General features: G+C 57.8%; 25 protein-coding genes and 1 pseudogene. 5 read left to right on the plus strand and 21 right to left on the minus strand.

The genetic code is table 11. The features are described 5' to 3' along the window. Window positions 1-32 precede the first annotated feature (32 nt). From ACQG1K_RS01695 to ACQG1K_RS01705, 3 genes are read right to left on the minus strand one after another with little or no spacing between them, the layout of a single operon-like run. Window positions 33-974 carry an ABC transporter substrate-binding protein gene (locus tag ACQG1K_RS01695; protein WP_003860240.1) on the minus strand — a complete coding sequence of 314 codons (942 nt, stop codon included), beginning with the start codon at window positions 972-974 and terminating at the stop codon, window positions 33-35. 28 nt (window positions 975-1,002) lie between these two features. Continuing rightward, window positions 1,003-1,998 (minus strand): ABC transporter permease subunit, encoded by a 996-nt coding sequence (locus ACQG1K_RS01700; RefSeq protein ID WP_003860239.1) that lies wholly within the window; start codon window positions 1,996-1,998, stop codon window positions 1,003-1,005. A 2-nt stretch (window positions 1,999-2,000) separates the two neighbouring features. Then, a complete protein-coding gene (locus ACQG1K_RS01705) occupies window positions 2,001-3,515 on the minus strand; it encodes a sugar ABC transporter ATP-binding protein (RefSeq protein WP_022646773.1) in 1,515 nt (504 codons plus the stop codon). Between the two features lie 181 nt (window positions 3,516-3,696). Between ACQG1K_RS01705 and ACQG1K_RS01710 the strand changes: the two genes are divergently transcribed. Next, window positions 3,697-5,976: an ATP-binding protein gene (locus ACQG1K_RS01710; RefSeq protein WP_367076536.1), complete on the plus strand. Its 2,280-nt coding sequence runs from the start codon at window positions 3,697-3,699 to the stop codon at window positions 5,974-5,976. A gap of 69 nt (window positions 5,977-6,045) precedes the next feature. After that, window positions 6,046-6,369: a DDRRRQL repeat protein YjdP gene (gene yjdP, locus ACQG1K_RS01715; RefSeq protein ID WP_017382647.1), complete on the plus strand. Its 324-nt coding sequence runs from the start codon at window positions 6,046-6,048 to the stop codon at window positions 6,367-6,369. 55 nt (window positions 6,370-6,424) lie between these two features. Here the strand turns inward: yjdP and phnP are convergent, their stop codons facing one another. The 16 genes from phnP to ACQG1K_RS01795 all read right to left on the minus strand — a co-directional run bounded on the left by phnP (window position 6,425) and on the right by ACQG1K_RS01795 (window position 18,401). Beyond that, window positions 6,425-7,183: a phosphonate metabolism protein PhnP gene (phnP, locus tag ACQG1K_RS01720; protein ID WP_367076538.1), complete on the minus strand. Its 759-nt coding sequence runs from the start codon at window positions 7,181-7,183 to the stop codon at window positions 6,425-6,427. 9 nt (window positions 7,184-7,192) lie between these two features. Beyond that, on the minus strand, window positions 7,193-7,627 hold the full coding sequence (gene phnO, locus ACQG1K_RS01725) for an aminoalkylphosphonate N-acetyltransferase (protein ID WP_006810443.1): 435 nt from the start codon (window positions 7,625-7,627) through the stop codon (window positions 7,193-7,195). Then, window positions 7,620-8,171, minus strand: coding sequence for a ribose 1,5-bisphosphokinase (gene phnN, locus ACQG1K_RS01730; protein WP_032621424.1), 552 nt, complete (start codon window positions 8,169-8,171; stop codon window positions 7,620-7,622). Before phnN ends, phnO begins: the two co-directional genes overlap by 8 nt. Then, window positions 8,168-9,304 (minus strand): alpha-D-ribose 1-methylphosphonate 5-triphosphate diphosphatase, encoded by a 1,137-nt coding sequence (phnM, locus tag ACQG1K_RS01735; protein WP_367076539.1) that lies wholly within the window; start codon window positions 9,302-9,304, stop codon window positions 8,168-8,170. Before phnM ends, phnN begins: the two co-directional genes overlap by 4 nt. Continuing rightward, on the minus strand, window positions 9,301-9,981 hold the full coding sequence (gene phnL / locus ACQG1K_RS01740) for a phosphonate C-P lyase system protein PhnL (RefSeq protein ID WP_022646780.1): 681 nt from the start codon (window positions 9,979-9,981) through the stop codon (window positions 9,301-9,303). The genes phnM and phnL overlap by 4 nt, the downstream gene beginning before the upstream one ends. A gap of 306 nt (window positions 9,982-10,287) precedes the next feature. Further along, a complete protein-coding gene (phnK, locus tag ACQG1K_RS01745; protein ID WP_003860225.1) occupies window positions 10,288-11,043 on the minus strand; it encodes a phosphonate C-P lyase system protein PhnK in 756 nt (251 codons plus the stop codon). Then, on the minus strand, window positions 11,040-11,885 hold the full coding sequence (phnJ, locus tag ACQG1K_RS01750; protein WP_023299113.1) for an alpha-D-ribose 1-methylphosphonate 5-phosphate C-P-lyase PhnJ: 846 nt from the start codon (window positions 11,883-11,885) through the stop codon (window positions 11,040-11,042). Before phnJ ends, phnK begins: the two co-directional genes overlap by 4 nt. Next, on the minus strand, window positions 11,878-12,942 hold the full coding sequence (locus tag ACQG1K_RS01755; protein ID WP_022646782.1) for a carbon-phosphorus lyase complex subunit PhnI: 1,065 nt from the start codon (window positions 12,940-12,942) through the stop codon (window positions 11,878-11,880). The genes phnJ and ACQG1K_RS01755 overlap by 8 nt, the downstream gene beginning before the upstream one ends. After that, a complete protein-coding gene (gene phnH, locus ACQG1K_RS01760) occupies window positions 12,942-13,526 on the minus strand; it encodes a phosphonate C-P lyase system protein PhnH (protein WP_003860219.1) in 585 nt (194 codons plus the stop codon). The genes ACQG1K_RS01755 and phnH overlap by 1 nt, the downstream gene beginning before the upstream one ends. Next, the gene (gene phnG / locus ACQG1K_RS01765) at window positions 13,523-13,975 is read right to left on the minus strand and encodes a phosphonate C-P lyase system protein PhnG (RefSeq protein ID WP_023299115.1); all 453 of its coding nucleotides are present in this window, start codon (window positions 13,973-13,975) and stop codon (window positions 13,523-13,525) included. The genes phnH and phnG overlap by 4 nt, the downstream gene beginning before the upstream one ends. Further along, the gene (gene phnF / locus ACQG1K_RS01770) at window positions 13,976-14,701 is read right to left on the minus strand and encodes a phosphonate metabolism transcriptional regulator PhnF (RefSeq protein ID WP_426720966.1); all 726 of its coding nucleotides are present in this window, start codon (window positions 14,699-14,701) and stop codon (window positions 13,976-13,978) included. A 20-nt stretch (window positions 14,702-14,721) separates the two neighbouring features. After that, on the minus strand, window positions 14,722-15,501 hold the full coding sequence (gene phnE, locus ACQG1K_RS01775) for a phosphonate ABC transporter, permease protein PhnE (protein ID WP_022646785.1): 780 nt from the start codon (window positions 15,499-15,501) through the stop codon (window positions 14,722-14,724). Between the two features lie 50 nt (window positions 15,502-15,551). Further along, window positions 15,552-16,568: a phosphonate ABC transporter substrate-binding protein gene (phnD, locus tag ACQG1K_RS01780; RefSeq protein WP_022646786.1), complete on the minus strand. Its 1,017-nt coding sequence runs from the start codon at window positions 16,566-16,568 to the stop codon at window positions 15,552-15,554. 23 nt (window positions 16,569-16,591) lie between these two features. Continuing rightward, window positions 16,592-17,380: a phosphonate ABC transporter ATP-binding protein gene (gene phnC / locus ACQG1K_RS01785; protein WP_003860210.1), complete on the minus strand. Its 789-nt coding sequence runs from the start codon at window positions 17,378-17,380 to the stop codon at window positions 16,592-16,594. Between the two features lie 173 nt (window positions 17,381-17,553). Further along, window positions 17,554-17,985, minus strand: a complete 432-nt coding sequence (gene yjdN, locus ACQG1K_RS01790) for a VOC family metalloprotein YjdN (RefSeq protein ID WP_022646788.1) — start codon at window positions 17,983-17,985, stop codon at window positions 17,554-17,556. Between the two features lie 80 nt (window positions 17,986-18,065). Continuing rightward, window positions 18,066-18,401, minus strand: a complete 336-nt coding sequence (locus ACQG1K_RS01795; RefSeq protein WP_022646789.1) for a zinc ribbon domain-containing protein YjdM — start codon at window positions 18,399-18,401, stop codon at window positions 18,066-18,068. Window positions 18,402-18,992: 591 nt separating this feature from the next. Between ACQG1K_RS01795 and crfC the strand changes: the two genes are divergently transcribed. Then, a complete protein-coding gene (crfC, locus tag ACQG1K_RS01800; protein WP_367076543.1) occupies window positions 18,993-21,347 on the plus strand; it encodes a clamp-binding protein CrfC in 2,355 nt (784 codons plus the stop codon). Further along, window positions 21,344-22,221 (plus strand): annotated as a pseudogene (locus tag ACQG1K_RS01805) (diguanylate cyclase regulator RdcB family protein). Before crfC ends, ACQG1K_RS01805 begins: the two are co-directional and overlap by 4 nt. Window positions 22,222-22,254: 33 nt before the next feature. Here ACQG1K_RS01805 and kdgT read toward each other — a convergent pair. Then, complete coding sequence (gene kdgT / locus ACQG1K_RS01810) at window positions 22,255-23,247, minus strand: 2-keto-3-deoxygluconate transporter (RefSeq protein WP_367076547.1); 993 nt, start codon at window positions 23,245-23,247, stop codon at window positions 22,255-22,257. 646 nt (window positions 23,248-23,893) lie between these two features. Between kdgT and proP the strand changes: the two genes are divergently transcribed. After that, entirely contained in the window at window positions 23,894-25,396 is a 1,503-nt protein-coding gene (gene proP / locus ACQG1K_RS01815) for a glycine betaine/L-proline transporter ProP (RefSeq protein ID WP_022646793.1), read from the plus strand. Window positions 25,397-25,428: 32 nt separating this feature from the next. On the opposite strand, the gene ACQG1K_RS01820 is transcribed toward proP, so the two are convergent. Next, window positions 25,429-26,382, minus strand: coding sequence for a nickel/cobalt transporter (locus ACQG1K_RS01820; protein WP_367076545.1), 954 nt, complete (start codon window positions 26,380-26,382; stop codon window positions 25,429-25,431). Window positions 26,383-26,559: the final 177 nt, after the last annotated feature.

Here is a 26,559-nt window from a genome sequence, read left to right on the forward strand (position 1 = left end):
TCTCCTTTGGGGAGAGGGTCGGGGTGAGGGGCTTACTTAACCGTCCACCCCTTATATGTGCCGACGTTCTTTTTATCGATCATCGTCACCGGGATCAGCACGGGCTCTTTCGGCGCAGGTTTGCCCTGAAGAATGTCATAGCCGATCTCCACCGCCTTCGCCGCCATCACCTGCGGATCCTGCGCCGGGGTAGCAACAAACAGCGAGTTTTCGCGCTTCAGGGCTTCTTCACCATCCGGGCTGCCATCTACGCCAACGATAAAGAATTCATTGCGTTGCGCCTGTTTAGCCGCCAGATCGGCGCCGATCGCGGTCGGATCGTTAATCGCGAATACGCCGTCGATCTTCGGATTGGCAGCCAGCAGGGAGGTCATGACCTCCAGGCCGCCTTCGCGGCTGCCTTTGGCGTTCTGATTATCCGAGAGCACTTTGATATCCGGGTGGCGCCTGAACTCGGTCTGGCAGCCCTCCACGCGGTTTTGTACCGCAGAAACCGGCGGTCCGTTGATGATCACCACGTTGCCTTTACCTTTCAGGCGGTCGGTAATGTACTTACAGGCCATTTCTCCCGCCTGAGTGTTATCGGAGGTGATGGTCGCATCGGCCCCTTCCGCCGCCACGTCCACCGCCACGACCACGATCCCCGCCTCTTTAGCGCGTTTTACCGCGGGGCCGATCCCTTTGGAATCCGCGGCATTGAGGATGATCATGTCTACTTTCGCCGCAATGAAGTTATCGATCTGCGACACCTGCTGGCCCAGATCGTACCCGCTGGAGACCAGCGTCACCTTGACGTTGTCCCCCGCCAGCTTGCGCGCTTCCAGCTCGGCACCTTTGGTGATCTGCACGAAGAACGGGTTAGCCAGGTCACCCACCGTCACGCCGATGGATTTCAGATCTTTTGCCTGCGCAAACGGGGTTGCGGCCAGCAGCGCGCCAGCACAGAGCGCGGTCACTAAGGGCTTCAATCTCATGCTGTATTCCTCACGTAGGGTATTGTTGTTATGCACTTTGATGGTGTCGGGTACGGTATTTGTCGATCAGCACCGCTATGATGATCACCGCCCCTTTGATCACCAGCTGCCAGAAATAGGAGACGCCCATCAGCGTCATGCCGTTGTTGAGGGTGGCGATGATCAGCGCGCCCACCAGGGTGCCGGTGATCGTGCCGATCCCGCCGACGAAGCTGGTGCCGCCGAGGATCACCGCCGCAATCGCATCCAGCTCGTACCCCGTGCCGAGGTTGCCGTTGGCGCTGTAGAGACGTGAAGCGCTCATCACGCCGCCTAAGCCCGAGAGCAGGCCACTCATGCCGTAGACAAACAGCAGCACCAGCCAGACCTTAATGCCGGTTAAGCGTGCCGCCTGCATGTTGCCACCAACCGCATAGATGTGAACGCCGAGGGTGGTGCGGCGCAGGATGAACCAGCACACCACAATCACCGCCAGGGCGATCACCACCAGCCACGGAATCGGGCCGAGGTAGTTATTGCCGATCCACTCGAAGTTAATGTTGGAGTTAATAACCGTCGTGCCGTCCGCCAGCAGATAGGCCGCGCCGCGCAGCGCCGTATAGGTGCCGAGCGTAACGATAAACGGCGGAAGTCCGGCGAAGGCCACCAGCGCACCGTTGAACAGCCCCAGCACCATACCGAGCATCAGCGCCGCCGGAATGGAGAGCATCGCAAATTCAGGGATAAGTGAGACCACCATCGCCGCCACTGCCGTGGTGCCCAGAATCGAGCCCACGGAGAGGTCAATCCCGCCGGTCAGGATGATGAAGGTCATCCCGGCCGCCAGCACAATGTTGATCGACGCCTGCCGGGTAATGTTGAGCAGATTACTCTCGGTGAAAAAGTTAGGGGCGATAAAGCCAAATACCGCCACAATCAGGATTAAAATCGGCAAAATGCCGATCGTTTGCATCAGATCGCTCATCAGCATTTTTTTGGCGGAGGCGGATTTCGCCACCTGCTGCGGATGGGTTGGAGTTGTCATAATTACACCGCCTGATGATGTGTGTCGTTTACGCCGGTTGCCAGCGTCATGATGTTTTCCTGAGAGATGTCGCGCCCGTGCAGTTCACCCGCAATGCTGCCTTCCCGCATCACGTACACCCGGTCGCTCATCCCTACTACTTCCGGCAGCTCGCTGGAGATCATCAGTATCGCAACGCCTTTGCGCGCCATCTGGTTCATGATGCGGTAGATCTCGCTTTTTGCGCCGACGTCTACGCCGCGCGTGGGCTCGTCCAGAATCAGAATGCGCGGGCCTATCGCCACCCAGCGGGAGATCAGCAGTTTTTGCTGGTTGCCGCCGGAGAGCCCGCCCGCGCGCACCTGTGAATGGGGCACGCGGATATTGAGCAGGGCGATGGCGTCGTCGGAAATCGACTGCGCTTTTTTGCGGTTCAGCCAGCCGAAAGTGGCGTCGCGCTCCAGCGTCGCCATAGTGATGTTCTCCTGCGCCGCCAGCTCCAGAAACAGACCCTGTTCCTTGCGGTTCTCGGTAAGAAAACCGATGCCGTTCTCAATGGCCGCGCGCGGGGAGTGGATCACCACCGGTTCGCCGTCCACCTCAATCATGCCGCCGGTGGCTTTGCGCACGCCGAAGATCAGCTGTGCCAGCTCGGAACGCCCGGCCCCGACCAGCCCTGCCAGCCCGACGATTTCACCGGAGCGCACCTGCAAACTGCACGGCTGTACTTTTTTGCCGTCGGTGAGGTGGTGGACGTTAAGACGCGGGCTGCCGAGGGGAATATCGCGCTCTTTGTTAAACAGATCGCTGAGCGGACGGCCCACCATCATGCGCACCAGCTCGGAGGCGTTGAGCCTGTCGCGCGTCAGGCTGCCGACGTATTGCCCGTCGCGCAGCACGCTGACGCGGTCCGAGAGTTCATACACTTCCGCCATCCGGTGGCTGATGTAAATAATCGCCATGCCTTCATCGCGCAGGCGCAAAATCAGTTCGAACAGACGGTGGGTTTCGCGTGAGGAGAGGGCGGCGGTAGGTTCGTCCATCACCAGAATGCGGCTGTTGCGGTGCAGGGCGCGGGCGATCTCCACCTGCTGCTGCTCGGCGATCGTCAGCTTCATGACCAGGTCGGTGGCGCTGAACTGCGCACCGAGGCGGTCAATGACCGCCTGCGCCTGGGCAGCCATCTCTTTGCGCTGGACCAGCCCGCCGCGTGACAGCTCGCTGCCGAGAAAAATGTTTTCCGCCACGGTCAGGTTAGGAGCAAGCTGCATCTCCTGATAAATCAGGGTAATGCCTGCGGCCAGCGCATCTTTCGGACCTTTGATGTGAAATGGCTTGCCGTCGATGAGGATGTCGCCGCTGCTGGCGGTATAGGCACCTGCGAGGATCTTCATCAGCGTGCTTTTTCCGGCGCCGTTTTCCCCCATCAGCGCGTGGATCTCACCGGGGAAAACCGTCAAATCCACGCCCTTGAGCGCGTGGAAATTGCCAAACGTCTTGGCAATATTGCGCATCTCTAAAACCGGGGTTCTGCTCATGGCGGATCTCCTGTGAATGTCGATATCTGCACTTCATCACAGGCGCGTAAATGCAAAATGTCAGAAGCTGTTCATATTTGTCATAGTTATGAATAGCTAATCGCCATCACATTTTCCTTTTCCCTCTCCCTGTGGGAGAGGGCCAGGGTGAAGGCACCAATCCGCAGAGGAGCCCAAACCCATGTCTTCACGCCCCCCGTTCTTCACCAGCGCCCGCGGACGCCTGCTGATTTTTAATCTGCTGGTGGTCGCCGTCACGCTGATGGTGAGCGGTGTGGCGGTGCTCGGCTTTCGTCACGCCAGCCAGATCCAGGAGCAGGTCCAACAGCAAACGCTGGATGACATGACCGGCAGCATGAACCTCGCCCGTGATACCGCAAATGTGGCAACGGCGGCGGTGCGGCTGTCGCAGGTGGTCGGTGCGCTGGAGTACAAAGGCGAAGCCGAGCGGCTGAAACAGACGCAGATGGCGCTGCGCCACTCGCTGGATCAACTTGCCGATGCGCCGCTGGCGCAGCAGGAGCCGGCGCTGGTGGCGCGAATTATTCGCAGGAGTAATGAATTACAGCAGAGCGTGACGGGAATGCTGGAGCGCGGGCAAAAGCGGCATCTGGAGCGTAACGCGCTGCTCAGCTCGCTCTATCAAAGCCAAAGCTACCTGCGTCATTTGCAGGATATCAACCGCCGTTACGCGAGCAATGTGCCAGACGCCCGACAGCTTGCAGAGATGGACAGGTTGATCGTTGCCGCCATTGATACCCCTTCACCGCGCGCCACGGTGCAGCAGCTGGATGCAGTAACCGCGGGGTTACCCGCGAGCGCCCTGCAACCGGTGGCCAACCTGGTGCTCCCGGATTTTAATGATGAGCTGCGCAAGCTCGCACCACTGTCGACGCAGCTGGAGGAGAGCGATCTGTCCATCAGCTGGTACATGTTCCACATCAAGGCGCTGGTGGCGATATTAAACAGCGACATTAATCAGTACGTTGAACAGGTGGCGCAGGCTTCCCGGCTTCGCACGGCCCAGAGCCATCACGAGCTGCAATCCATCAGCGTGTTTATCAGCATCTTCGCGGTGCTGGCGCTGATCATCACCGGCTGTGCCTGCTGGTATATTTACCGCAATCTGGGCTCCAACCTGACGGCTATCTCAAGGGCGATGTCGCGTCTCGCTCACGGGGAGCAGGATGTGTCGGTGCCCGCGCTACAGCGGCGTGATGAGTTGGGGGAACTGGCGCGCGCGTTTAACGTTTTCGCCCGCAATACCGCTTCGCTGGAGCACACCACGCGGCTGCTGAAGGAGAAGACCTCACAGATGGAGGTTGACCGCATCGAACGTCAGGGGCTGGAGGAGGCGCTGCTGCACAGCCAGAAAATGAAGGCGGTCGGGCAACTGACGGGTGGCCTGGCGCATGATTTTAATAACCTGCTGGCGGTGATTATCGGCAGTCTGGAGCTGACCGATTCGGCATCACCGGACGCGCCGCGCATCACCCGTGCGCTTAAAGCCGCGGAACGCGGAGCCATGCTCACCCAGCGTCTGCTGGCCTTCTCGCGCAAGCAATCCCTGCATCCACATGCGGTAGAGATGAAGCCGCTGCTGGAGAACCTGAGCGAGCTGATGCGGCACTCGCTTCCCGCCACGCTGACGCTGGATATTGAAGCGCAAACCCCGGCGTGGCCCGCATGGATTGACGTCAGCCAGCTGGAAAACGCCATTATCAACCTGGTAATGAACGCCCGTGACGCAATGGAGGGGCAATACGGTGTGATCAAAATCCGCACCTGGAACCAGCGTGTGACCCGCAGCGACGGGTGCAGGCAGGATATGGTCGCGCTGGAGGTGATTGACCACGGCTGCGGGATGTCGCAGGAGGTGAAATCGCAGGTCTTTGAACCGTTCTTCACCACCAAACAGACCGGCAGCGGCAGCGGGTTAGGGCTGTCGATGGTGTACGGCTTTGTGCGCCAGTCGGGTGGTCGCGTTGAGATCGAAAGCGCGCCGGGGCAGGGAACCACCGTGCGGCTCCAGCTGCCGCGCTCGACGCTGCCCGCGTTCTCCGATGATGCCGCGCTGGCGACCACGGCCCCGGCAGAAAGTGAGCTGCTTGTGCTGGTCCTGGAAGATGAGGCGGGCGTGCGGCAGACCCTGTGCGAGCAACTGCACCAGCTTGGCTACCTGACGTTTGAAGCCGAAAACGGCGAGCAGGCGTTGAACATGCTGGACGCATCACCGGATATCGGCATGTTTATCAGCGACCTGATGTTACCGGGCGGCCTGAGCGGTGCGGAGGTGATCGGCCATGTACGCAGCCACTATCCGCAGTTGCCGGTTCTGCTGATCAGCGGGCAGGATTTGCGCCCGGCGCATAACCCGCAGCTGCCGGACGTTCCGTTACTGCGAAAACCGTTCACCCGCGCACAGCTGGCGCAGGCGCTGCGCAAGGTGATGGTAATTTGAGATTCCTCCGCTACTCCCGCTAACAGCCAGTCATTACTTTAAGGCCAGTTCACCTGCGAGTCTGGCCTTATGAAACGTTACTCTACCGCTCTGTTATTGGGTCTGCTGACTTTAACCAGCCAACTGGCGCATGCCGATGTGATTGATGATGCTATTGGCAATATTCAGCAGGCGATCAACGACGCTTATAACCCCGGCAGCAGCCGTAATGACGATGACGACGATCGTTACGATCGCAGCCGTCAAACCGACAGCCGCCAGTACGACGATCGTCGTCGGCAGTTAGAAGACCGACGCCAGCGCTTAGACGAGCGTCAGCGGCAGCTGGATGACGACCGGCGTCGGTTAGAGGAGGATGAGCGCCGGTTAGAGGATGATTACGATCGGTGGTAAACCCCGTTATCGCAACGCGTAGGCCGGGTAAGGCGCAGCCGCCACCCGGCAAAACCTAATCCAGCACCAGTACCATCCCGTCATACCCCGCTTCAATGCCGGACGGCAGCGGGTTATCCATCATCCAGACGTCAAACTGATGGCTGATATGCGTCAGGATCACCTGCGGACAGCCAATCACCTCGTTCAGCGCAATCACCGTATTCAAATCACAGTGGTTGCGCGGCGTCTCCTGGTGCGGTTCATGGCTACAGTCAATAATCATCGCCTGCGGCTGATTATTTAGCAGAAACGTCACCGTTTTATCCGGTAGCCCGGCGGTATCAGAAAGCCACGCCACGCGGCTGTGGGCGGACTCCAGCAGATAGCCAAATGTGAGTTTTGAATGGTTGAGCGGCAGCGGCGTGACCCGCAAGCCCTGAAGTTCAAACGTCACAAACGGCTCCACCGTGTGGCTGAAATCCAGAAGGCCCGGATGTTTGAACAGGTCGTCACAGCCTGCGTCGTCCGGCGGACCGTAAACCGGAATGGTCGCTCCCACGCCCCAGCGCAGAGGAAACAGCCCCTGAACGTGATCCATATGATAGTGGGTAAGCAAAAACTGCCTGAAACTCCCTGCGGGCCAGTCGTCCATCAGGTGTGGAATACCTGCGTCCAGCAAGGTGACCGCATCGTTGAATTTCACCGCCGCGCTACAGGGGCGACGGCGATGGTTTTCCTGCAAACGCGCCCGTCGGCACGCCGCGCAGTCGCAGCCAAACACCGGCACCAGCTGCGCCCCTCCCGTTCCTGTTAGCGTGATCGTCAGACTCATAACGCACCTCTACAGCGGTTTGGTGAAGCGGAAATGGCTTTGCGTATATCCTTCACGAACATAAAAACGGTGCGCGTCCACGCGCTTCACGCTGGTGGAAAGCTCGGTCAGCTCGGCGCCTGCCTGGCGTGCGATCTCCTCTGCCCAGGCCAGCAGCTGGCTGCCCACTTTTAATCCGCGCGCCTGCGGCATCACCACCAGCTCCTGGATCTCGCCGATCCAGCGGGCGTGATGCAGGTGAAACTGCATATGCAGGCCGATCATACCGATGATCTGCCCGTCCAGCTCGGCCAGCTGGTAGCGCATATTGTGATCCTGCAAGTTGGCCAGATACCCGGCGTGAAACGCCTGATGATCGAACTCGGCCTGCTTAAGTTCGCAGATCAGAGCGTAAACGATCGGCGCATCGTCGGCGGTGGCGGGGCGAAGCTGGCAGTCAGGCATGCTGTTTCTCCTTCTGGCGAATAAGCGATAGAAAGGTCTCGACTGACTGTAGCAAACTTCCGTCGTTATTGAGGAGATGACAACCCGACGGGGTGTAGCGCGCCGCCCGTTCCAGCCGCTGGTCGATCTCGCGTGCGTTTTCGCGCCCCCGCTTTTGCAGCCGGCTACGCAGAACCTCCGGGGAAACCTGCAAACAGACCGGGAGCAGCGCCGCTTCGTACCGGGCGCGAGCCTGCGGGAGATGCGCCCGTGAGCCGTTAACCAGCACGTCGAACCCCGCGTGCAGCCAGAGGTCGATCTCAATGCCGACGCCATAGTAGTAACCGTTGGCATGCCAGCTTAGCGCCAGCAGGTTTTGTCCGGCGCGGGTAAAAAATTCCTGCTCGCTCAGGGCGATATGGTTTTCGCTTCCGGCGTTGGCATCGCGCGTGATATAGCGGTGCGCCACCAGCAGCTGTGAGTGTTCCCGCTGCCGTAACGCCGACAGCAGGCTGTCCTTCCCGGAGCCGGACGGGCCCATTAACCAGATGAGTCTTCCCATCAGAACACCCTTTTTCCCTGACGCCAGACGTGGTCGATATGAATATGCTCGCCCTTACGGTGCGCCAGCACCAGATCGGCCCGTTTCCCCTCGGCAATTTCCCCGCGATCGTGAAGATTAAGCGCCGAGGCCGGGTTTTTCGTCACCAGACGAATCGCCTGCGGCAGCGTGAAGCTGTTGCCTTCGTCGTCCGCGACGCGGAAGGCCGCGTCCAGCAGGCTGGCGGGGTAATAGTCAGATGAGAGGATATCCAGCAGGCCGAGGGAGGCGAGCTTGCTTGCCGCCACGTTTCCGGAGTGCGACCCGCCGCGCACGATGTTCGGCGCACCCATTAGCACGTTCATGCCATGCTTACGCGATGCCTCTGCCGCCTCGAACGTGGTGGGAAATTCGGCGATCACGCTCCCAAGCTGGTGGGATTCGCGAACATGGTCGTGCGTGGCATCATCATGGCTGGCCAGGGCAATATTATGGTCACGGCACATCGCGGCAATGGAGAGACGATTCGGCTGCGACCACCGCGCTGCAAGCTGGAGCTGCTCTTCTTCATAGCGCGCCATCTCGGCATCATTCAGCGCGTATTTGCCCTGATAGTATTCGCGATACTTTTCAATATTGGCGAACTGGCGCTGCCCCGGCGAGTGATCCATCAGGGAAACCAGCGAGACCGGCTCGCGGCCCACCAGCTTTTCAAACAGCGGCAGGGTGGTGTGGTGCGGCAGCTCGCAGCGCAGGTGCAGGCGGTGCTCGGCGCGGTTGAGGCCGCGCTTTTGCGTCTCCTCCACGGCGTTGATCATCTTCTCCAGGTTCTCCAGCCGATCGCCGCCGTCGCGCACGTCGCCGATCGCCACCGCGTCCAGCACCGTGGTGATGCCGCTGGCGACCATCAGCGCGTCGTGGCTGCTCATCGCTGAATGAGCAGGCCAGTCGACCTTCGGGCGGGGCGTGAAAAATTTATCAAGATTATCGGTATGCAGCTCAATCAGCCCCGGCAGCAGCCAGCCGCCTTCGCCATCCATCGCGTCCGGTGAGCGGCTCTGGGTTTCAGCAAACGCGCGGATGACACCGTCCCGGACCTCAACCGAGCCGTTCACGACTTCATTTTCCAGTACCAGCCTGACGTTATTGATAATCATACGTTTGTCCCCATCGGGTGCAGTCTGTCCGCCACGCGATGGCGTACGGCGTCGTCGTGGAAGATCCCGACGATCGCCGCGCCGCGCGCTTTGGCCTGTTCGATCAGTTCCATCACCGCTGCGCTGTTTTTACTGTCGAGCGAGGCGGTGGGTTCATCCAGGAGTAAAATCGGGTAATCGACGATAAAGCCGCGGGCGATGTTCACGCGCTGCTGTTCGCCGCCGGAAAAGGTCGACGGGGCGAGGTGCCACAGACGCTCCGGTACGTTGAGACGCGTCAGCAGGCTGGCGGCTTTAGCGGCGCAGGTTTCGCGCGGCACGCCGAGATCCAGCAGGGGCTGCATGACCACGTCCAGGGCAGAGATCCGCGGGATCACCCGCAGGAACTGGCTGACCCAGCCGATCGTCGAGCGGCGTACTTCCAGCACCTTGCGCGCGGGAGCCTGGACCAGATCGACCCATTCATTGTTATGGCGGATATGGATATGGCCTTCGTCCGGCAGGTAGTTGGCATACAGGGAGCGCAGCAGGGTGGATTTTCCGCTGCCGGAATGGCCATGCAGCACCACGCATTCGCCGTTGCTGACCTCTAATGAGGCATTTTGCAGTACCGGCAGGCGGACACCGTTTTGCTGGTGGAGCACAAAGGTTTTACTGACATTTTCAACGTGGATCATTTTTGCCTCGCGATTCGTTTTGCCGGGTGGCGGCTTCGCCTTACCCGGCCTACGGGTGCGGTGTTCGTTTTTCCGGGTGGCGGCTTCGCCTTACCCGGCCTACGGGTGCGGTGTTCGTTTTGCCGGGTGGCGGCTTCGCCTTACCCGGCCTACGGGTGCGGTGTTCGTTTTGCCGGGTGGCGGCTTCGCCTTACCCGGCCTACGGGTGCGGTGTTCGTTTTGCCGGGTGGTGGCTTCGCCTTACCCGGCCTACGGGTGCGCTGTTCGTAGGCCGGGTAAGCGCAGCGCCACCCGGCAACAGCGCCCTCAGTTCTGCAACACCGACGACACCAGCAGCTGGGTATACGGATGATGGGGATCGTCGAGCACCCGGTCGGTTAACCCACTTTCCACCACCTGACCCTGCTTCATCACCAGAAGACGGTCCGCCAGCAGGCGCGCGACGCCTAAATCATGGGTGACAATCACCACCGCCAGGTTCAGCTCCACCACCAGGCCGCGCAGCAGGTCGAGCAGGCGAGCCTGCACGGATACGTCCAGCCCGCCGGTCGGTTCGTCCATAAACACCAGCTTCGGATGGGTGACGAGATTGCGGGCAATCTGTAAACGCTGCTGCATGCCGCCGGAGAAGGTGGTCGGCAGGTCGTCGATGCGCGAGGCGGGGATTTCAACTTCCTCCAGCCAGTGCTGCGCCGTGGCGCGGATATTGCCGTAGTGGCGTGCGCCGGTGGCCATCAGCCGTTCGCCGATGTTGCCCCCCGCTGACACCTGACGGCGCAGGCCGTCCATCGGGTGCTGATGCACCACGCCCCACTCGGTGCGCAGCAGGCGGCGGCGCTCGGCTTCGCTCATGCCGTACAGCGACACGCCCTCATACAAAATGTCGCCATTCTGCGGCGTCAGGCGCGCGGAGATGGACTTCAGCAGGGTGGTTTTACCGGAGCCGGACTCGCCGACAATGCCCAGCACTTCGCCCGGCCACAGCTCAAACGACACGTCGCTAAAGCCTTTGCCCGGCGCATAAAGGTGAGTCAGGTTGTTAACCGAAAGCAGCGGTTTCATTGGCTGTTCGCCTCGCTCTGTTGGCGGCAGTAATCGGTGTCGGAGCAGACAAACATCCGTTTGCCCGTGTCGTCCAGCACCACTTCATCCAGATAGCTGTGTTTGGATCCGCAGATGGCGCACGGCTCGTCCCACTCCTGCACCGTAAACGGGTGATCGTCGAAATCCAGGCTCTCTACGCGGGTAAACGGCGGTACGGCGTAGATGCGTTTTTCACGTCCGGCACCAAAAAGTTGCAGGGCGGGCATCATGTCCATCTTCGGGTTATCGAATTTCGGGATCGGCGACGGGTCCATCACGTAGCGGCCGTTCACCTTCACCGGGTAGGCGTAGGTGGTGGCGATATGGCCGAAGCGGGCGATGTCCTCATACAGTTTGACCTGCATGATCCCGTACTCTTCCAGGGCGTGCATGGTGCGGGTTTCGGTTTCCCGCGGCTCGATAAAGCGCAGCGGCTCCGGGATCGGCACCTGGAAAATCAAAATCTGATCTTCCGTCAGCGGGGTTTCCGGAATGCGGTGACGGGTCTGGATCAGCGTCGCGTCTTCGGTTTTTTCAGTGGTGTTGACGCCCGTTACGCGCCTGAAGAAGTTGCGGATCGACACGGCGTTGGTGGTGTCGTCTGCCCCCTGGTCGATGACCTTCAGCACGTCCGCTTCGCCAATCACGCTGGCGGTGATTTGAATACCGCCGGTGCCCCAGCCGTAGGGCATCGGCATTTCGCGGCCGCCGAACGGCACCTGGTAGCCGGGGATCGCCACAGCCTTAAGGATGGCGCGGCGGATCATGCGTTTAGTTTGCTCGTCCAGATAGGCAAAGTTGTAGCCGCTTAAGTTAGCCATTGGCGCGCTCCCGTTGCAGGCGTTTCAGCAGTTCCAGTTCGGCCTGGAAATCGACGTAGTGCGGCAGCTTGAGGTGCGAGACAAAGCCCGCGGCCTCAACGTTATCCGCGTGGGCCAGCACGAACTCTTCGTCCTGTGCCGGGCCTGCAATATGCTCGCCGTAGTCCGGCGCCTGGAGCGCACGGTCAACCAGCGCCATCGCCATCGCCTTGCGCTCGCTCAGGCCATACACCAGCCCGTAGCCGCGGGTAAAGTGTGGATCTTCATTTTCTGGCGCGACAAAACCGTTGACCATTTCGCACTCGGTCATCAGCAGTTCGCCGATGTTCACCGCAAACCCCAGCTCTTCTGGCACAATTTCGACATCGAGATAGCCGCTGCGGATCTCTGCCGCGAACGGGTGGTTGCGCCCGTAGCCGCGCTGCGTGGAGTAGGCCAGCGCCAGCAGATAGCCTTCGTCGCCGCGCATCAGCTGTTGCAGACGGGACGAGCGCGAACAGGGATAGACCGGCGGCGTGCGGGTGATGTCATCCGGTGTGCTGCCGGTGTCTTCTTCCGCCTTCGCCAGCCCCTGGTTTGCCAGCAGGCTAAAGACGTGCGGGGAGGCGTCTTGTTCAGCGTCAGAGGCGCTGAGCTGCGGTGTTTCACCGTTTGCCAGCAGAGCGAAGTCCATCAGACGATGGGTGTAGTCGTAGGTGGGGCCAAGCAGCTGGCCGCCAGGAATATCTTTATACACCGCAGAAATACGGCGCTCTAAACGCATTTCCGCCGTATTTACCGGCTCGCTCACCGCCAGCTTCGCAAGCGTTGTGCGGTAAGCGCGCAGCAGGAAGATGGCTTCCACGTTATCGCCGCTGGCTTGTTTCAGCGCCAGCGCCGCCAGCTCACGGTCCGCGATGCCGCCTTCGGTCATCACGCGGTCGACGGCCAAATTTAACTGCTGTTCAATCTGGGCGACGCTCAGCTCGGGAAGAGCGTCATCCCCCCGGCGTCTGTGCGCCTGCAAGGCATGGGCGGCGGCGATCGCCTTCTCGCCCCCTTTGACGGCAACGTACATCAGCACACCTCCACGTGAGTGGTTCGCGGGATCGCCAGCAGGCGCTCGCCGCAGGTCAGGATCAGGTCGATACCGAGCGGGAACGGATGCGGGCGCTCGGTCAGCTCATGGATGATGCACTCCGGCAGCTGGGGGGCGACCATCCGCTCGTCGGCGATGCCTGCACCCGTCAGGCGAAGCATGCGACCACCGCTCAGGCTGGAGACCTGCAAAATCAGCGTGGCGCTGGTTTCCGGGGCGACGGCGCTGCCTTCGCTCAGGGCGTTAAGCTGCTCGTGGCTGATTTGCTCGTCTGCCACGGCAAAGACCGCCTGCTGGGGCTGCTCGACCAGCGGTGCGTTGGTGTGAAAGCGCAGGTTCTGGCTGGCGATATCGTTCAGCAATGCCCCTGACAGCCATACCGGCGTGTCGTTGTCCGCCAGCGTCAGCAGCACGCTGGTAGAGGCGAGGTTCAGCGGCAGCCAGCCCTGCGAAAGCTGGTGCAGCGAGACGATCACGCCGGGCTCGCTCATGGCTTTCAGCAGGCGACGGAAACTCTGTTGGGCATCCTGGACGGCCAGGGTAAAGGCAGGTTGAAGCGTCATGCGTTGTCTCCGCGAACGAGCGTAAAGAAGTCGACCCGGCTGGTATTCACTTCGGCCTGACGCGCGGCAAGGCGTGCGGCGCGGTCAGCTTCCAGCGGGGCAATAAGGGTTTCCATTAAGGTCTGAAAATGCGGCTGTTCCTGTAAAAGCGCGTCGATAACCGCGCAGCGCTCGGCGTGCGTTTTGTCGCGTCCAAGTACGTAGCCGTAGCCCAGCGTGCCGCTGCTCAGGCGGATCACCGCGCGGGTGAGGGTGGCATCGCCGGCGAAGAAGCGCTCGCCGGTACCGCCCATGCGTGCCTGGATCTGCACCAGGCCGATCTCCGGCGCGCGGATCGTGTCGTAGTCCGGCGTCAGGCCAAGCGCGTTCATGCGGGCAGCCAGCGCAGCAGGCTGGCTGTGGGCCAGCACGCGCATCCAGCGCTGACGAGTGGAGGTGTCGAAGTGCATTCAGTGCTCCATGGTAAATTCAATCATGTCGGCGCGGGTCAGGCTGACGGAGTATTCCGTTGCGTTGACGTCGCCGTCACGGTGGTTGAGGGTGCGCACGCAGAGCAGCGGGGCCATGTTGGGGATCTCCAGCACCTTGCTCTCTTTAGCCTGCGCGCGGCGGGCGCTGATGCGCGTCTGGGTGCGTTTGAGCGCGATACCCGTCGCCTCCTGAAGAAAATCATGCAGGGAACCGCTGGCGAAATGTTGCAGCACGGGCCAGAGGGAGAGGTCCGCGAAGTAGTGGTCGATCTGACAGACCGCCACGCCGTTCACCCGGCGCAACGTGCGCAGGTGAACGAAGTTGTCGCCCTCCTGAATCCCCAGCGCGTCCGCTACGTGGCGGGAGGCCGGGCGCAGGACAGACAGCAGCTTTTCGCTGGTGGGGTGGCTGCCCTGATCGAGCAGGTTCTGGCTAAAACGCGCCTGAGCATTGAGCGGGTAGTCAAACGGGCGCATCAGCACCAGCACGCCGACGCCCTGACGACGCTGGACCCAGCCGCGTTCCACCAGCTGATCGATGGCGCGACGCAGGGTGTGGCGATTCACTTCGTAGCGGTCGGCAAGCTGCTGCTCGGCAGGCAGGTAGTCGCCGCACCGATAGTGCGTGCGCAGCTCCACTTCGAGCTTTGCCGCAATCTCTTGCCAGCGGGTAGGGTAACTGGTCGGATGTCTGGATAAGTGCATACCAATCAAAGCCTCGCTTCTCAGATGAAGTGCTTACGCAAGCGTTGAGAGAGGAAATCCAGCAGGCTGACGGTGACGATGATGAGCACCATCAATGCGCAGGTTTGCTGGAACTGGAAACCGCGAATCGCTTCCCACAGGGTGACGCCAATACCGCCTGCGCCCACCATGCCGACCACGGTGGCGGAGCGAACGTTGGACTCGAAGCGGTATAGCGAATAGGAGATGAGCAGCGGCATGACCTGCGGCAGGACGCCGTAGAGGATCTCTTCGATTTTGTTCGCGCCGGTTGCGCGGATGCCTTCCACCGGGCCGGGCTCGATGGCTTCAACCGCTTCGGAGAGCAGCTTGGAGAGTACGCCGGTGGTGTGGATGAACAGCGCCATCACGCCAGCGAACGGACCCAGGCCGACGGCGACCACGAACAGCATCGCAAAGACCATTTCGTTGATGGCGCGACAGGCGTCCATCAGGCGACGCATCGGCTGGTAGATCCACCACGGCACGATGTTTTCGGCGCTCATCAGGCCAAACGGAATGGAGAGGATCACGGCGAGGGCGGTGCCCCAGACGGCGATTTGCAGGGTGGTGGCCATTTCACTGAGGTAGTCCTGCCACTGGCTGAAGTCCGGCGGGAAGAAGTCGGCGGCGAAGGTCGCCATGTTGCCCGAGTCCCTGAAGAGCAGCAGCGGATCCATCTCCGCGCCCTTCCAGGAGATAACGAGCACCGCCAGCAGAACGGCCCAGCTTATGAGCGAGAACCAGCTGCGCTTTGGCGGCGGGAGGGTGATGGTTTGCATGTTGGCTCCTTAATCTGTTCTCCCTCTCCCTGTGGGAGAGGGGACTTGAGTTACTGCACCGCTTTATTCACGCTGGTCATCGCCCCGAGCGCGGCGGTCAGGCGGTCGAGATCGTCCAGCTGCGCCTGAATTTCCGACACTTTGCTGGTCTTCTCTTCTTCCTTCAGACCTTTGTTGTCCTTCACGCCCTGCATCTGTTTAAACAGCGCCAGCTGGCGAATCGGCACCAGCTGCAAATCGCTGGACGCGCGGAACGGTGCCCAGCCCAGGTGCGCCAGCACTGCTTTCTCTTCCGGCGTTTTGCCGTAGTTCATAAAGAAGTCGTAGACCTTGTCTTTGGTGCTTTCGGAGAGGTTTTTACGCCACACAATCGGGTCGCCCGGGATCAATGGCGATTTCCAGATCACCTTCAGCGCTTTCAGCTTGTCCGGCGCGGAGGTCTTCAGCTTGTCGAGGTTTTCAGTGTTGTTGGTGGCAACGTCTACCTGCTTGTTCGCTACGGCCAGGGCGTTGGTTTCGTGGCTGGCGTTGACCGTGCGCTTGAAGTCGCTGGCGGAGATGTTGTTTTTCGCGAAGACGTAGTAACCCGGGACGAGGAAGCCGGACGTAGAATTCGGGTCGCCGTTACCAAAGGTCAGCTCTTTGCGTTTGGCGAGCATATCGTTGAGGTTGTTGATCGGGCTGTCTTTGTTAACGATCAGCACGCTCCAGTAGCCCGGGGAGCCGTCTGCTGCAACGGTCTGGGCAAAGACCTGGCCGTTGGCGCGATCTACCGCTTCCATGGCAGAGAGGTTGCCGTACCACGCGATGTCGACTTTGTTGAAGCGCATTCCCTGGATAATGCCCGCGTAGTCCGGGGCGAAGAAGGCGTTCACTTTGATCCCCAGTTTGGTTTCCATATCTTTCAGGAACGGTTCCCACTGCGGCTTCAGGTTTTGCTGTGATTCCGTTGAAATGATGCCAAAGTTCAACGCTTTTTCCTGTTCCTCTGCCCAGGCCGGGCTTAACAGGGTGCTGATGCTGAACATGCTGGTGAAGGCCAGCGCGGCAACGGCTTTGTAGTTCATTTCCATTCCTCGTTATCGGGGCGTTAAGCAGCCTGCGCGCGTTCTTCGACGCGGTTTACGCTGCGGTAGAGATGATCAAAACGTTCGTTATCAAACTGATGGCTGGCGCCATCGAAGAACACGTGGCCCTGACGCAGGGCGACGATGCGCTCGCAGTAGCGCAGGGCGTAATCCACCTGATGCAGCGTCACCACCACTGTGATGCCGTCGTTCTGGTTGATGTCGCGCAGGGTTTCCATCACGATGCGGGCCGATTCCGGATCCAGCGAGGCGATAGGCTCATCGGCCAGAATGATTTTGGCTTTCTGCATCAGGGCGCGGGCGATGGCGACGCGCTGCTGCTGTCCGCCGGAGAGCGTTGAGACGCGCTGGTGGGCAAAATGCGCCATGCCGACGCGGGTCAGCGCCTGTAAGGCTTCTTGTTTCTGGGAAGGGGAGAACCAGCGCAGGCAGGTGCGCCAGAACGGGGTGCTGCCGAGCGCGCCAATCAGCACGTTCTCGAGCACCGTCAGGCGGTTCACCAGGTTGAACTGCTGAAAGATATAGCCCGTCTGCGCGCGGCTTTTGCGAATATCGCTCGCCAGACGCCCCGCATGTTGCACGGTGTTACCCAGCAGCTCGACGCGGCTTTCCGGCGTTTTGTCACAGGTAATGAGGCCGCTTAAGTGACGAAGAAGGGTGGATTTTCCTGAACCGGATGGCCCCAGCAGCGCCACCATTTCGCCCTGCTGGACGGTCAGATCAACGGCATGCAGCGCCTTGTTGTGATGGAAGGTTTTGCTCAGTTTCTCGACGCGAATGACAGTTTGCATGTGCTGGGCCTCACGATAAATGTGGCCTCATGCTGGCGCATCAATATGACATTCAGGTTAAGTGTTGGTTGCGGGAGTTTGAAGAGTTGAGGGGGATTTGATGACAATCACCGTAGGCCCGGTCAGCGCAGCGCCACCGGACGCTGTTGCCGGATGCGCTGCGCTTATCCAGCCTACGATTTAACGACGTTAATCATCCACGGCACGCCGTATTTGTCGGTCACAGTGCCGAATCCATGCGCCCAGAAGGTCTCCTGCCAGGCCATTTCAATATTGCCGCCATCGGCGAGGTTGTCGAACCAGCGCTTGCCTTCCGACACATCCTGGGTGTCGAGCACCAGTGTGAAACCCGCGTATTGCGCGCTGCTGCCAGGCGGTATCCCGTCGCTCATCATAATGTCGCTGCCCGCGATGCGGACGTTAGAGTGGGCGATGGCGGTATCCGGAAAGTTCATGCCGGACGGACAGCCTTCTTCGCTGTTTTCGTCTTTAGGCATTTCGCCGAAGGTGATTTTGTAGAGGAGTTCTGCGCCGACGGCCTGCTGATAGAAGGCGGTGGCCTCCGCACAGTTGCCAGCGAAAGAGATGTAGGGACTTAACGGCATAATCTTTACCTCACGTAAGAAAAGCCCGTTAAGTGTAGTTCCCGAACGCCCGGTAAGCGAAGCGTCACCGGGCGGGTCAATCAGTTCTTTTTCACGAACTCAGATTTCAGTTTCATCGGACCGAAGCCGTCAATTTTGCAATCGATATTATGATCGCCTTCAACAAGACGGATGTTTTTCACTTTGGTACCAATCTTCAGCATGGAAGAACTGCCTTTTACCTTCAGATCTTTCACAACGGTAACGCTGTCGCCGTCTGACAGCAGGTTGCCGTTCGCGTCTTTCACAATCAGCGTATCGCTGTCCTGCGCAGGCTCCGCATCGTTCCATTCATGGGCGCATTCCGGGCAAACGAACATGCCATTGTCTTCATAGGTGTATTCAGAATTGCATTTCGGGCAGTGTGGAAGTTGCATGTTGGTATCCTCAAAAGTGTTAACACGCTGGAAAACGCCAGCTAAATGACGGCAGTGTGCCGAAAAAGGCAGCGAGTATAACGCAAATCCCCACTTTTGTCGGTGATATTGTTTTAGAAAAATAGCGCAAAAATGCGTAAAAGATGACACGAACTGTCAGTGAATTAGGGGAAGCTTATGCCCTGCACGGCAGTGATCGTTATGATGATAAATATATCGAATATTTTATTACAGCAAATTGCTACGCTGTGCCATTTCGGATAAGGTGAAGGAACAAACCGTTATTTATCTATCCTTTCTGATGCTATACATCTTTTGGTGTCAGGGAATACCTCTCTTTTTTGGTGGGTAAATAACGATGATATCTCCTGATGTTTCCTGAAAATGCGTTTTGTCTATTTACTTTTGGTCTTCTGACCAGAGGGATGTTTTACACGTATTAGAAGGGTGAGATTTAAATTCTCATTATCTTCAGTTACTTGTATTAAATGAACATGTTTTCCATACGTGATCATATAAGCCTGAACAGTATAATTAAAAAAACGTGGCTTAATAAAAGTAATAAATTTGCGTTAAGGGAAGGCTTTTATCATGCACACACAGACCATATTTGAATTAAGCCAGGAAGCCGAACGTTTGTTACAGCTGGCTCTGAACAATCTTGATTCATTAAAATCAATGCCGATTGCAAAGCTGGATAGCACAGCCGCTGCCATGAGCGGCGTTAATAACAACGTTTTGCCATTACATTTTAGCGCGCGGGGTGTCGACGCTCAGCAGGCGTTGCTGAATAACGAATTACGCAAAATAACCCGCCTCGAAATGGTGCTGGCGATTGTGGGTACCATGAAAGCGGGAAAATCGACCACCATTAATGCGATTGTGGGCACGGAAGTGCTGCCGAACCGCAATCGTCCGATGACGGCGCTGCCCACGCTGATCCGCCATACGCCGGGCCAGAAGGAGCCGGTGCTGCATTTTTTGCACGTTGCGCCCATTGATACCCTGATTTCCCAGTTGCAGACGAAATTGTGCGATAAAGATCGCGGCAAGCTGGCGCGGCGTCTGGAAATCGACAAGGACATGAATACGCTGCTGGAGCGCATCGAAAGAGGTGAGGCGTTCGGAAAACATCACCTGGGCGCGGAGCCCATCTTTCATTGTCTGAAAAGCCTGAACGATCTGGTGCGGCTTTCTCAGGCGCTGGGCGTGGAGTTTCCTTTTTCTGAGTACGCCGCGATTGAACATATTCCGGTGATTGAGGTGGAATTTGTGCACCTCGCCGGTCTGGATGCGCGCCTGGGGCAACTGACGCTGCTCGACACGCCGGGGCCGAACGAGGCCGGTCAGCCGCACCTGCAAAAAATGCTCAGCGAGCAGCTGGCGCGCGCCTCCGCCGTGCTGGCGGTGATGGACTATACCCAGCTTAAATCCATTTCCGACGCCGAGGTTCGTCAGGCAATTTCGGCGGCGGGGAAATCCGTGCCGCTTTACGCCCTGGTCAACAAATTCGATCAGAAAGATCGTAACAGCGACGATGAAGAGCAGATACGGGCGATGATTTCCGGCACGCTGATGAAAGGGAATATTTCTCCGGGACAAATTTATCCGGTCTCTTCCATGTGGGCCTACCTGGCAAACCGCGCCCGCTATGAGATGAACACCCATGGGCGGCTTCCCGATCATCAGGATCAGCGTTGGGTACAGGATTTTGCCGAGGCCGCGCTGGGCCGCCGCTGGCGTACGGCCGATCTCGACGATAGTGACCATATTCGCCATGCGGCGGATCTGCTGTGGGAGGATTCGCTGTTCGAACAGCCCATCCGCAAGCTGATTTACGCGGCTTACGCCAACGCCTCGCTGTTCGCCCTGCGGTCGGCATCGCATAAGCTGCTGAACTATGCGCAAAATGCCAGAGAATACCTGGATTTTCGCCATCAGGGACTGACGGTCGCCTTTGATGAGCTGGAGCGGAATATTAAGCGCCTGGAAGAGGACATGGCGATGCTGCGTCAGCGGCAGAGCGTAGTGAGCGATGAGGTCCAGCATGAAGTTGAAGAGGCGCTCAACGCAGCGGATGCATTTCTGCTTAGTCAGAAAGGTGAACTTCACCAGGCGCTGGACGACATGTTTAGCCGCCCGTTAATTCTTGATTTAGCCGGGCGCGAGCCATCCAGCATGCGTACAGACGACACGGATGAGCACCAGCAGCTGGTGCTTGACGATGAAGGGCAGGCACAGATTGTCCTGAGCAAGATCCGATCGTCATGCGAGCAGATTTTGCTGAATGCGCAGAGCAGAATTAGCCGGGAGCTGGCGTTACGCTTCGATCAGCTGGAGTCTACGCTCGCCCGATCGTTGAATGAGGCGATGCGCCCCATCGAGATGCAAATTAAGGAACAGCTCAGTCATGCCGGCTTTCGGGCGCGGATTAGCTTTCCGGCGTTTCAGGCAAACCAGCTTAACTTCAATACGCGCGGCTTATTTAATGATGCCATTGTGCAGGACACCCCTCCCGCCAGTCAGCCTGCAGGGGCGGGCAGCGTACGTAATACCGTCTCGCGCTGGCTCAATCATCCCGGCTGGGGCTGGGAAGCGTATGTGGAGACGCGCACCCGATATGTCATCGATATCGCCCAGCTTCATGGCAAATTTACGCAGCATACCGATCAGTTTTGCGATCAAATTCGTAAAGCTTTGGCCGCGCAGGTCGATGTCTCTGTTACGGCAGGTATGGCAACGTTTTTTGCAGAGTTTTCGTTGTGCCTGACCGGGTTACAGGAAAGCTTGCGTGATAGCCTTGCCGTGCGGCAGCAGAATGAGCATTCAACCCGGGCGCTTAGCCAGTTGTTGAAGCAAAGTATGACCACAGCGGCGTGGATTCAGGAAGATACCCGACTGTTACGCGATGATATTCAAACCTTATTCGCGGCAGAGCAACCATGACAACACAGCTACTGGACGGTCCCGGGCGGACGCTGGAGTGTATTCATCCAAAATTTATGGTCGATTTGGTCCAGGGGGCGGATGCTGCTCGTCACACCCTCCTGGGGCCACAGCAACTGCAATTTCGTGAGCGTTTGACGCAGGAGATCGTTACGCAGACCCGGTTGCGGCCATGGGCAATGGCGGGAATGCTCAACGAAAATGCAGCACTGCGGCTGGGTCTGGCGGAGAAACTGGCCGGTATGCTCGACCCCGGACACCTGGCGCTGACCCGCATGTCCGACAAGCTGGTAGCCCTGCGCCAGCAGGTTAATCCACGCCTCCCTCAACCTTCCGGATTGTTGCAACAGTACGAGGCGCTCTCCGCACATTTCAACCAGCGTGCCGCCTATAAAGAGAAAGCGCTCGCGCAGCGTGGCCTTACGGTTCAGGCGGGTGAGCACAGCGAGCAAATTTTTACCCGCTGGCGAGCCGGGCAGTATGACGGCTGGTCGCTGGCTGGCCGCTGCTTTATCGTGCTGGAAGAGTTGCGCTGGGGCGCGTTTGGCGATGCCTGTCGTCTGGCGAATAGTGATGTGGCGGCCATGCTGAAAGATAACCTGCGCAGCATGGCCGCAAACTATCTGGCACAGGGGATTAACGCTTCTCCCACCACCCGGCATTTTTACCATCAGTGGCTGACGACGCCCGCTTCTCCTGTCTAATGGATTATAAAGATATGCTTGGCTGGCTGGGGGACTGGTGTCAGGCGGATAAACATCCGGTGAGCTGGTCAGTGACGCAGAGCTGGCAAACGGTCGCGCTGGGTATGCCGAGACTCTGTTCGGCAAAACGGCTGGTGGATGGCATGGTGGAAGAGATATTTAGTGCGTGATTGCCCCCTCTTTTTAAGGAGGGGGCGAACGGCTTAGTGGTGCATTTCTACCGCTTTTGGCTCTGCCTGGGTTTCCGGAACCTGTCCAAAACGTCTGGCGTACAGCGCCGTGATGATCGGGACCAGAATCGCCGTCACAATCACGCTGGCGGCAACCAGGGCCGTGGCGGAAGCCGCCACCGGTTCAAAGGCCGGGTTAATCTGGGCGATAATCACCGGGTTAGCTACCGCAGCGCCTGCGGCCGACGAGGCGGCCACACCTGCGGTTCCGTTACCGCCCCCGATGACGCGGTCTGCAATAATTAGCGGAATACCCGTGATGACGATGACGGCAACACCCAGCACAATACCCAGTAGGCCGGTTTCCAGAATCACGTTCAGATTGATGGTATTGCCCAACGCGAAGCCGAAGAACGGGATCAGTACCGGGGTGGCTTTGCTGAAGAAATCGCGCAGATCGTGATCGAGGTTGCCTAGCGCAAAACCAATCAGGAACGGCAGGATCGCCCCGACAAAATGGTGGGGTTCAAAGGAGGCAAGGCCGGCGGAACCCAGAATCAGCATGGTCATTAGCGGACCCGACTCCAGGGACATCAGCACGAACGCGCCTGATTCTTCTTTGGTGCCATATTGATTCATCAGGCTGGCATAGAGACCGCCGTTGGTCATATCCATTGCTGAAACAATGGCCAGAACGGATAATCCGGCGAAGAATCCGGTCTGTATGCCATTCTCCGGAATGAACATCGCGCAGATCATGGCAACGACCCAGGCGACCGCAATTTTAGTAATGACCAGCGTCCCTGATTTACTTAATACCGTACCAGTTGCACGTAAATTAATAGATGCGCCGATGCAAAAGAACCAGACTGCCAGAATCGGCACCGTTCCAGTGATCATACCTTTTGTAAAACCGCCAAAATAAGCACCGGTATTCGGGGCCAGCGTATTTAATATCGCGCCAAGTACCAGCGGGACCAGCATCATCCCGCCCGGGATGCGTTCTATTGTTGCTTTAATCTTCATCATTAACCCTCACATCTCGCCCGCGTGGCTGGCGGAAATCTCAAAAAATAGATAAACAAATTCAAATGATTGCCTTTTTTGAAGACCAATCGATTCGTTACTTATGCTGTAAAGCGAAATTCAGGTGCTTAGCATTCCTTCATTTGAAAGCCGCTGGGATATTGTGTTCGGGTTTATCATGCGATCTTTGGAATTGCGATTCAATGAAAATAAAACAATGTTTTAGTTATCTGCGTCGCATATTGAATGTAAACAGGAATGCCCGCTGTTAATAATTAAATTTTGTGTAAATTCGATGTGAAGAAATGTGATTGTTTTTTGTTTTAAGAGGAATAATAACGGGTGTTAAGATGTGCTTGATAAAGGGGGTGAGAATGACCTTATTTATCGTGAATTGACAAAACCTGAAGCCAACTTACGAACCGGAAAAATATATGTGAAGTTGATCACATATATAAACGCTGGTAGGGTAAAAAGGTCTTTAACTGCCCAGACAGGCGTCAACAGGTTCGGTTGTATTGCGGTAAAACGTCAATGTAAGTAAACCTGCTACGCTTGAATAAGGAGATTCGCATGGAGCGGATCTCTGGTTCACAGCTTGCAAATGCGCTGTGAAACGGACGGGGCTGAGTCTACGAGGAAAGCTATGCTTAGAAGGAAAAAAGTAAAACCCATCACGCTGCGCGATGTCACCATTATTGATGACGCGAAACTGCGCAAAGCGATTACGGCGGCCTCGCTCGGTAATGCGATGGAGTGGTTCGATTTTGGTGTCTACGGCTTTGTTGCCTATGCGCTTGGTAAAGTGTTCTTCCCCGGTGCCGATCCCAGCTTGCAGATGATTGCCGCGCTGGGTACGTTCTCTGTTCCCTTCCTTATTCGCCCTCTCGGTGGCCTGTTCTTCGGCATGCTGGGTGATAAATATGGTCGCCAGAAGATCCTGGCTATTACTATTGTCATCATGTCGATAAGTACATTCTGTATCGGCCTTATTCCGTCCTATGCGACCATTGGTATATGGGCACCGATCCTACTGTTGATCTGTAAGATGGCGCAGGGCTTCTCCGTTGGCGGCGAATATACCGGTGCATCGATTTTTGTCGCTGAGTATTCTCCGGATCGAAAACGCGGTTTTATGGGCAGCTGGCTCGACTTTGGTTCGATTGCCGGGTTTGTCATGGGCGCGGGAGTTGTGGTTCTGATTTCAACCGTAGTGGGTGAAGAGAACTTCCTCGACTGGGGCTGGCGTATTCCGTTCTTCCTGGCGCTGCCGCTTGGCATCATCGGTCTTTACCTGCGTCACGCCCTGGAAGAGACGCCTGCGTTCCAGCAGCACGTTGAAAAGCTGGAGCAGGGCGACCGTGAAGGGTTGCAGGATGGCCCGAAAGTGTCGTTCAAGGAGATTGCGACCAAACACTGGCGCAGCCTGCTGACCTGTATCGGTCTGGTGATTTCCACCAACGTGACCTATTACATGCTGCTGACATACATGCCGAGCTATCTGTCGCATAACCTGCACTACTCGGAAGACCACGGTGTGCTGATTATTATCGCCATCATGGTAGGCATGCTGTTCGTGCAGCCGATTATGGGTCTGCTGAGCGACCGCTTTGGCCGTAAGCCATTCATTATTCTCGGTAGCGTCGCGCTGTTCGCGCTGGCAATCCCGGCCTTTATTCTGATTAACAGCAATGTGCTGGGGCTGATTTTCGCCGGTCTGCTGATGCTGGCGGTGATCCTCAACTGCTTTATCGGGGTGATGGCTTCTACGCTACCGGCAATGTTCCCGACGCATATTCGCTACAGTGCGCTGGCGGCAGCCTTTAATATCTCCGTTCTGATTGCGGGCCTGACGCCGACGCTTGCTGCTTCACTGGTGGAGAGCACGCAGAACCTGATGATGCCTGCTTACTATCTGATGGTTATTGCGGTGATTGGCCTGATTACCGGTATTACTATGAAGGAGACGGCGAACCGTCCACTGAAAGGGGCAACGCCTGCGGCGTCCGATATTCAGGAAGCGAAGGAGATCCTGCGCGAGCACTACGATAACGTAGAGCAGAAGATTGAAGATATTGACGCAGAGATTGAAGAGCTTCAGAAAAAACGTTCTCGCCTGGTTGACCAGCATCCGCGAATTAACGAGTGATAAAAAACCCGCCGCTGGCGGGTTTTCTTTTATTAGCATCCTGCGGCGATATAGTCGCCGCTGACGCTGACGGGGATCACCGTCAGGAAGAGGATAGTTGCGAACAATATCAGAACAACTCCTCCGGCTATTTTGACCATCGGCATTACCCAGTTCAGGGAAGTGCCGCCACTAAACCAGGCTACTGTGCGTTCACGCGCGTAACGTACTGCCAGCGACAGCCCCATAATCGACAGCGCCGTGCCCAGCGACATTGTCATCACAGCAGCAATTCCCCAGCTAATAATGCCGAGCGCATTCGAGAACATCAGGATCATAATTGCTCCGCTGCACGGGCGTGCGCCAATGGCCAGCACCACGCCCAGACGGGTTTTCCAGTCGCTTTTAGCCAGATCCACCCCTACGCCGTGATGGCCGCAGCCACAGTGTTCATTATGCTGATGATGCGGCTTGATGGCGCTAATCGCCATTTTGCGCGGACGCAGGCTGCTGAGCGCCTGATAAATGATAAACGCACCGAAGGCGGCAATCAGTAAGGCGCTGATTTTCTCGACGTACCAACGGCTGGTACTGATATCTCCTGATGCGAGGTTCAATCCAACCGCCAGGATAAAGACAAAGAGGATCGCGCTGACGCCCTGCATCAGGCTACCGATAAACGGTACGACGCGCGCCGCGAGCTGGCTCTCTTTATTGGTGCTGAGATACGTGGCGACGATAAATTTGCCGTGTCCTGGTCCAACGGCATGGAGTACACCATAAAGAAACGCACCGGTTAACAACCACAACCCACCGCTGTACTGATGATTATTAAGTTGCAGCAAATACATCACCAGATAACGGTGCAGGGTGATCTGAGCGGCGAGGCACCACTGAATAAATGCATTCCAGTGCGTATGCAGTGCGAAACCTGCCATAAGTAACACCAGCACGGCGAGCCCGGCGGTTGGGATATGCCAGTCACGTTGAAGTCGTTGTGTCGTCATCAGGTTGGTCTGCGAGAGGAATATTTGCCGCTAGTATAGTGTTCAATTAGCGGGATCGCACCGGGATCGTCAATGGATTGTGGATAACTCTGTGCGTAAAAGGGTATAAGGCGGGGTTTTGCTGGGGAATACAGCAGTCAGTCATTTTTTTGCAACTTTTCTGTTGCGGTCGCTCGG

The sequence above is a fragment of the Enterobacter cloacae complex sp. 402C9 genome (genome assembly GCF_050030745.1).
GTDB lineage: Bacteria > Pseudomonadota > Gammaproteobacteria > Enterobacterales > Enterobacteriaceae > Enterobacter > Enterobacter intestinihominis.

Excerpts from the sequence above, each read along its gene's own strand:
- ACQG1K_RS01695 (WP_003860240.1), bottom strand. The coding sequence starts at position 974 with ATGAGATTGAAGCCCTTAGTGACCGCGCTCTGTGCTGGCGCGCTGCTG.
- ACQG1K_RS01700 (WP_003860239.1), bottom strand. The coding sequence starts at position 1,998 with ATGACAACTCCAACCCATCCGCAGCAGGTGGCGAAATCCGCCTCCGCC.
- ACQG1K_RS01705 (WP_022646773.1), bottom strand. The coding sequence starts at position 3,515 with ATGAGCAGAACCCCGGTTTTAGAGATGCGCAATATTGCCAAGACGTTT.
- ACQG1K_RS01710 (WP_367076536.1), top strand. The coding sequence starts at position 3,697 with ATGTCTTCACGCCCCCCGTTCTTCACCAGCGCCCGCGGACGCCTGCTG.
- yjdP (WP_017382647.1), top strand. The coding sequence starts at position 6,046 with ATGAAACGTTACTCTACCGCTCTGTTATTGGGTCTGCTGACTTTAACC.
- phnP (WP_367076538.1), bottom strand. The coding sequence starts at position 7,183 with ATGAGTCTGACGATCACGCTAACAGGAACGGGAGGGGCGCAGCTGGTG.
- phnO (WP_006810443.1), bottom strand. The coding sequence starts at position 7,627 with ATGCCTGACTGCCAGCTTCGCCCCGCCACCGCCGACGATGCGCCGATC.
- phnM (WP_367076539.1), bottom strand. The coding sequence starts at position 9,304 with ATGATTATCAATAACGTCAGGCTGGTACTGGAAAATGAAGTCGTGAAC.
- phnL (WP_022646780.1), bottom strand. The coding sequence starts at position 9,981 with ATGATCCACGTTGAAAATGTCAGTAAAACCTTTGTGCTCCACCAGCAA.
- phnK (WP_003860225.1), bottom strand. The coding sequence starts at position 11,043 with ATGAAACCGCTGCTTTCGGTTAACAACCTGACTCACCTTTATGCGCCG.
- phnJ (WP_023299113.1), bottom strand. The coding sequence starts at position 11,885 with ATGGCTAACTTAAGCGGCTACAACTTTGCCTATCTGGACGAGCAAACT.
- ACQG1K_RS01755 (WP_022646782.1), bottom strand. The coding sequence starts at position 12,942 with ATGTACGTTGCCGTCAAAGGGGGCGAGAAGGCGATCGCCGCCGCCCAT.
- phnH (WP_003860219.1), bottom strand. The coding sequence starts at position 13,526 with ATGACGCTTCAACCTGCCTTTACCCTGGCCGTCCAGGATGCCCAACAG.
- phnG (WP_023299115.1), bottom strand. The coding sequence starts at position 13,975 with ATGCACTTCGACACCTCCACTCGTCAGCGCTGGATGCGCGTGCTGGCC.
- phnF (WP_426720966.1), bottom strand. The coding sequence starts at position 14,701 with ATGCACTTATCCAGACATCCGACCAGTTACCCTACCCGCTGGCAAGAG.
- phnE (WP_022646785.1), bottom strand. The coding sequence starts at position 15,501 with ATGCAAACCATCACCCTCCCGCCGCCAAAGCGCAGCTGGTTCTCGCTC.
- phnD (WP_022646786.1), bottom strand. The coding sequence starts at position 16,568 with ATGAACTACAAAGCCGTTGCCGCGCTGGCCTTCACCAGCATGTTCAGC.
- phnC (WP_003860210.1), bottom strand. The coding sequence starts at position 17,380 with ATGCAAACTGTCATTCGCGTCGAGAAACTGAGCAAAACCTTCCATCAC.
- yjdN (WP_022646788.1), bottom strand. The coding sequence starts at position 17,985 with ATGCCGTTAAGTCCCTACATCTCTTTCGCTGGCAACTGTGCGGAGGCC.
- ACQG1K_RS01795 (WP_022646789.1), bottom strand. The coding sequence starts at position 18,401 with ATGCAACTTCCACACTGCCCGAAATGCAATTCTGAATACACCTATGAA.
- crfC (WP_367076543.1), top strand. The coding sequence starts at position 18,993 with ATGCACACACAGACCATATTTGAATTAAGCCAGGAAGCCGAACGTTTG.
- kdgT (WP_367076547.1), bottom strand. The coding sequence starts at position 23,247 with ATGAAGATTAAAGCAACAATAGAACGCATCCCGGGCGGGATGATGCTG.
- proP (WP_022646793.1), top strand. The coding sequence starts at position 23,894 with ATGCTTAGAAGGAAAAAAGTAAAACCCATCACGCTGCGCGATGTCACC.
- ACQG1K_RS01820 (WP_367076545.1), bottom strand. The coding sequence starts at position 26,382 with ATGACGACACAACGACTTCAACGTGACTGGCATATCCCAACCGCCGGG.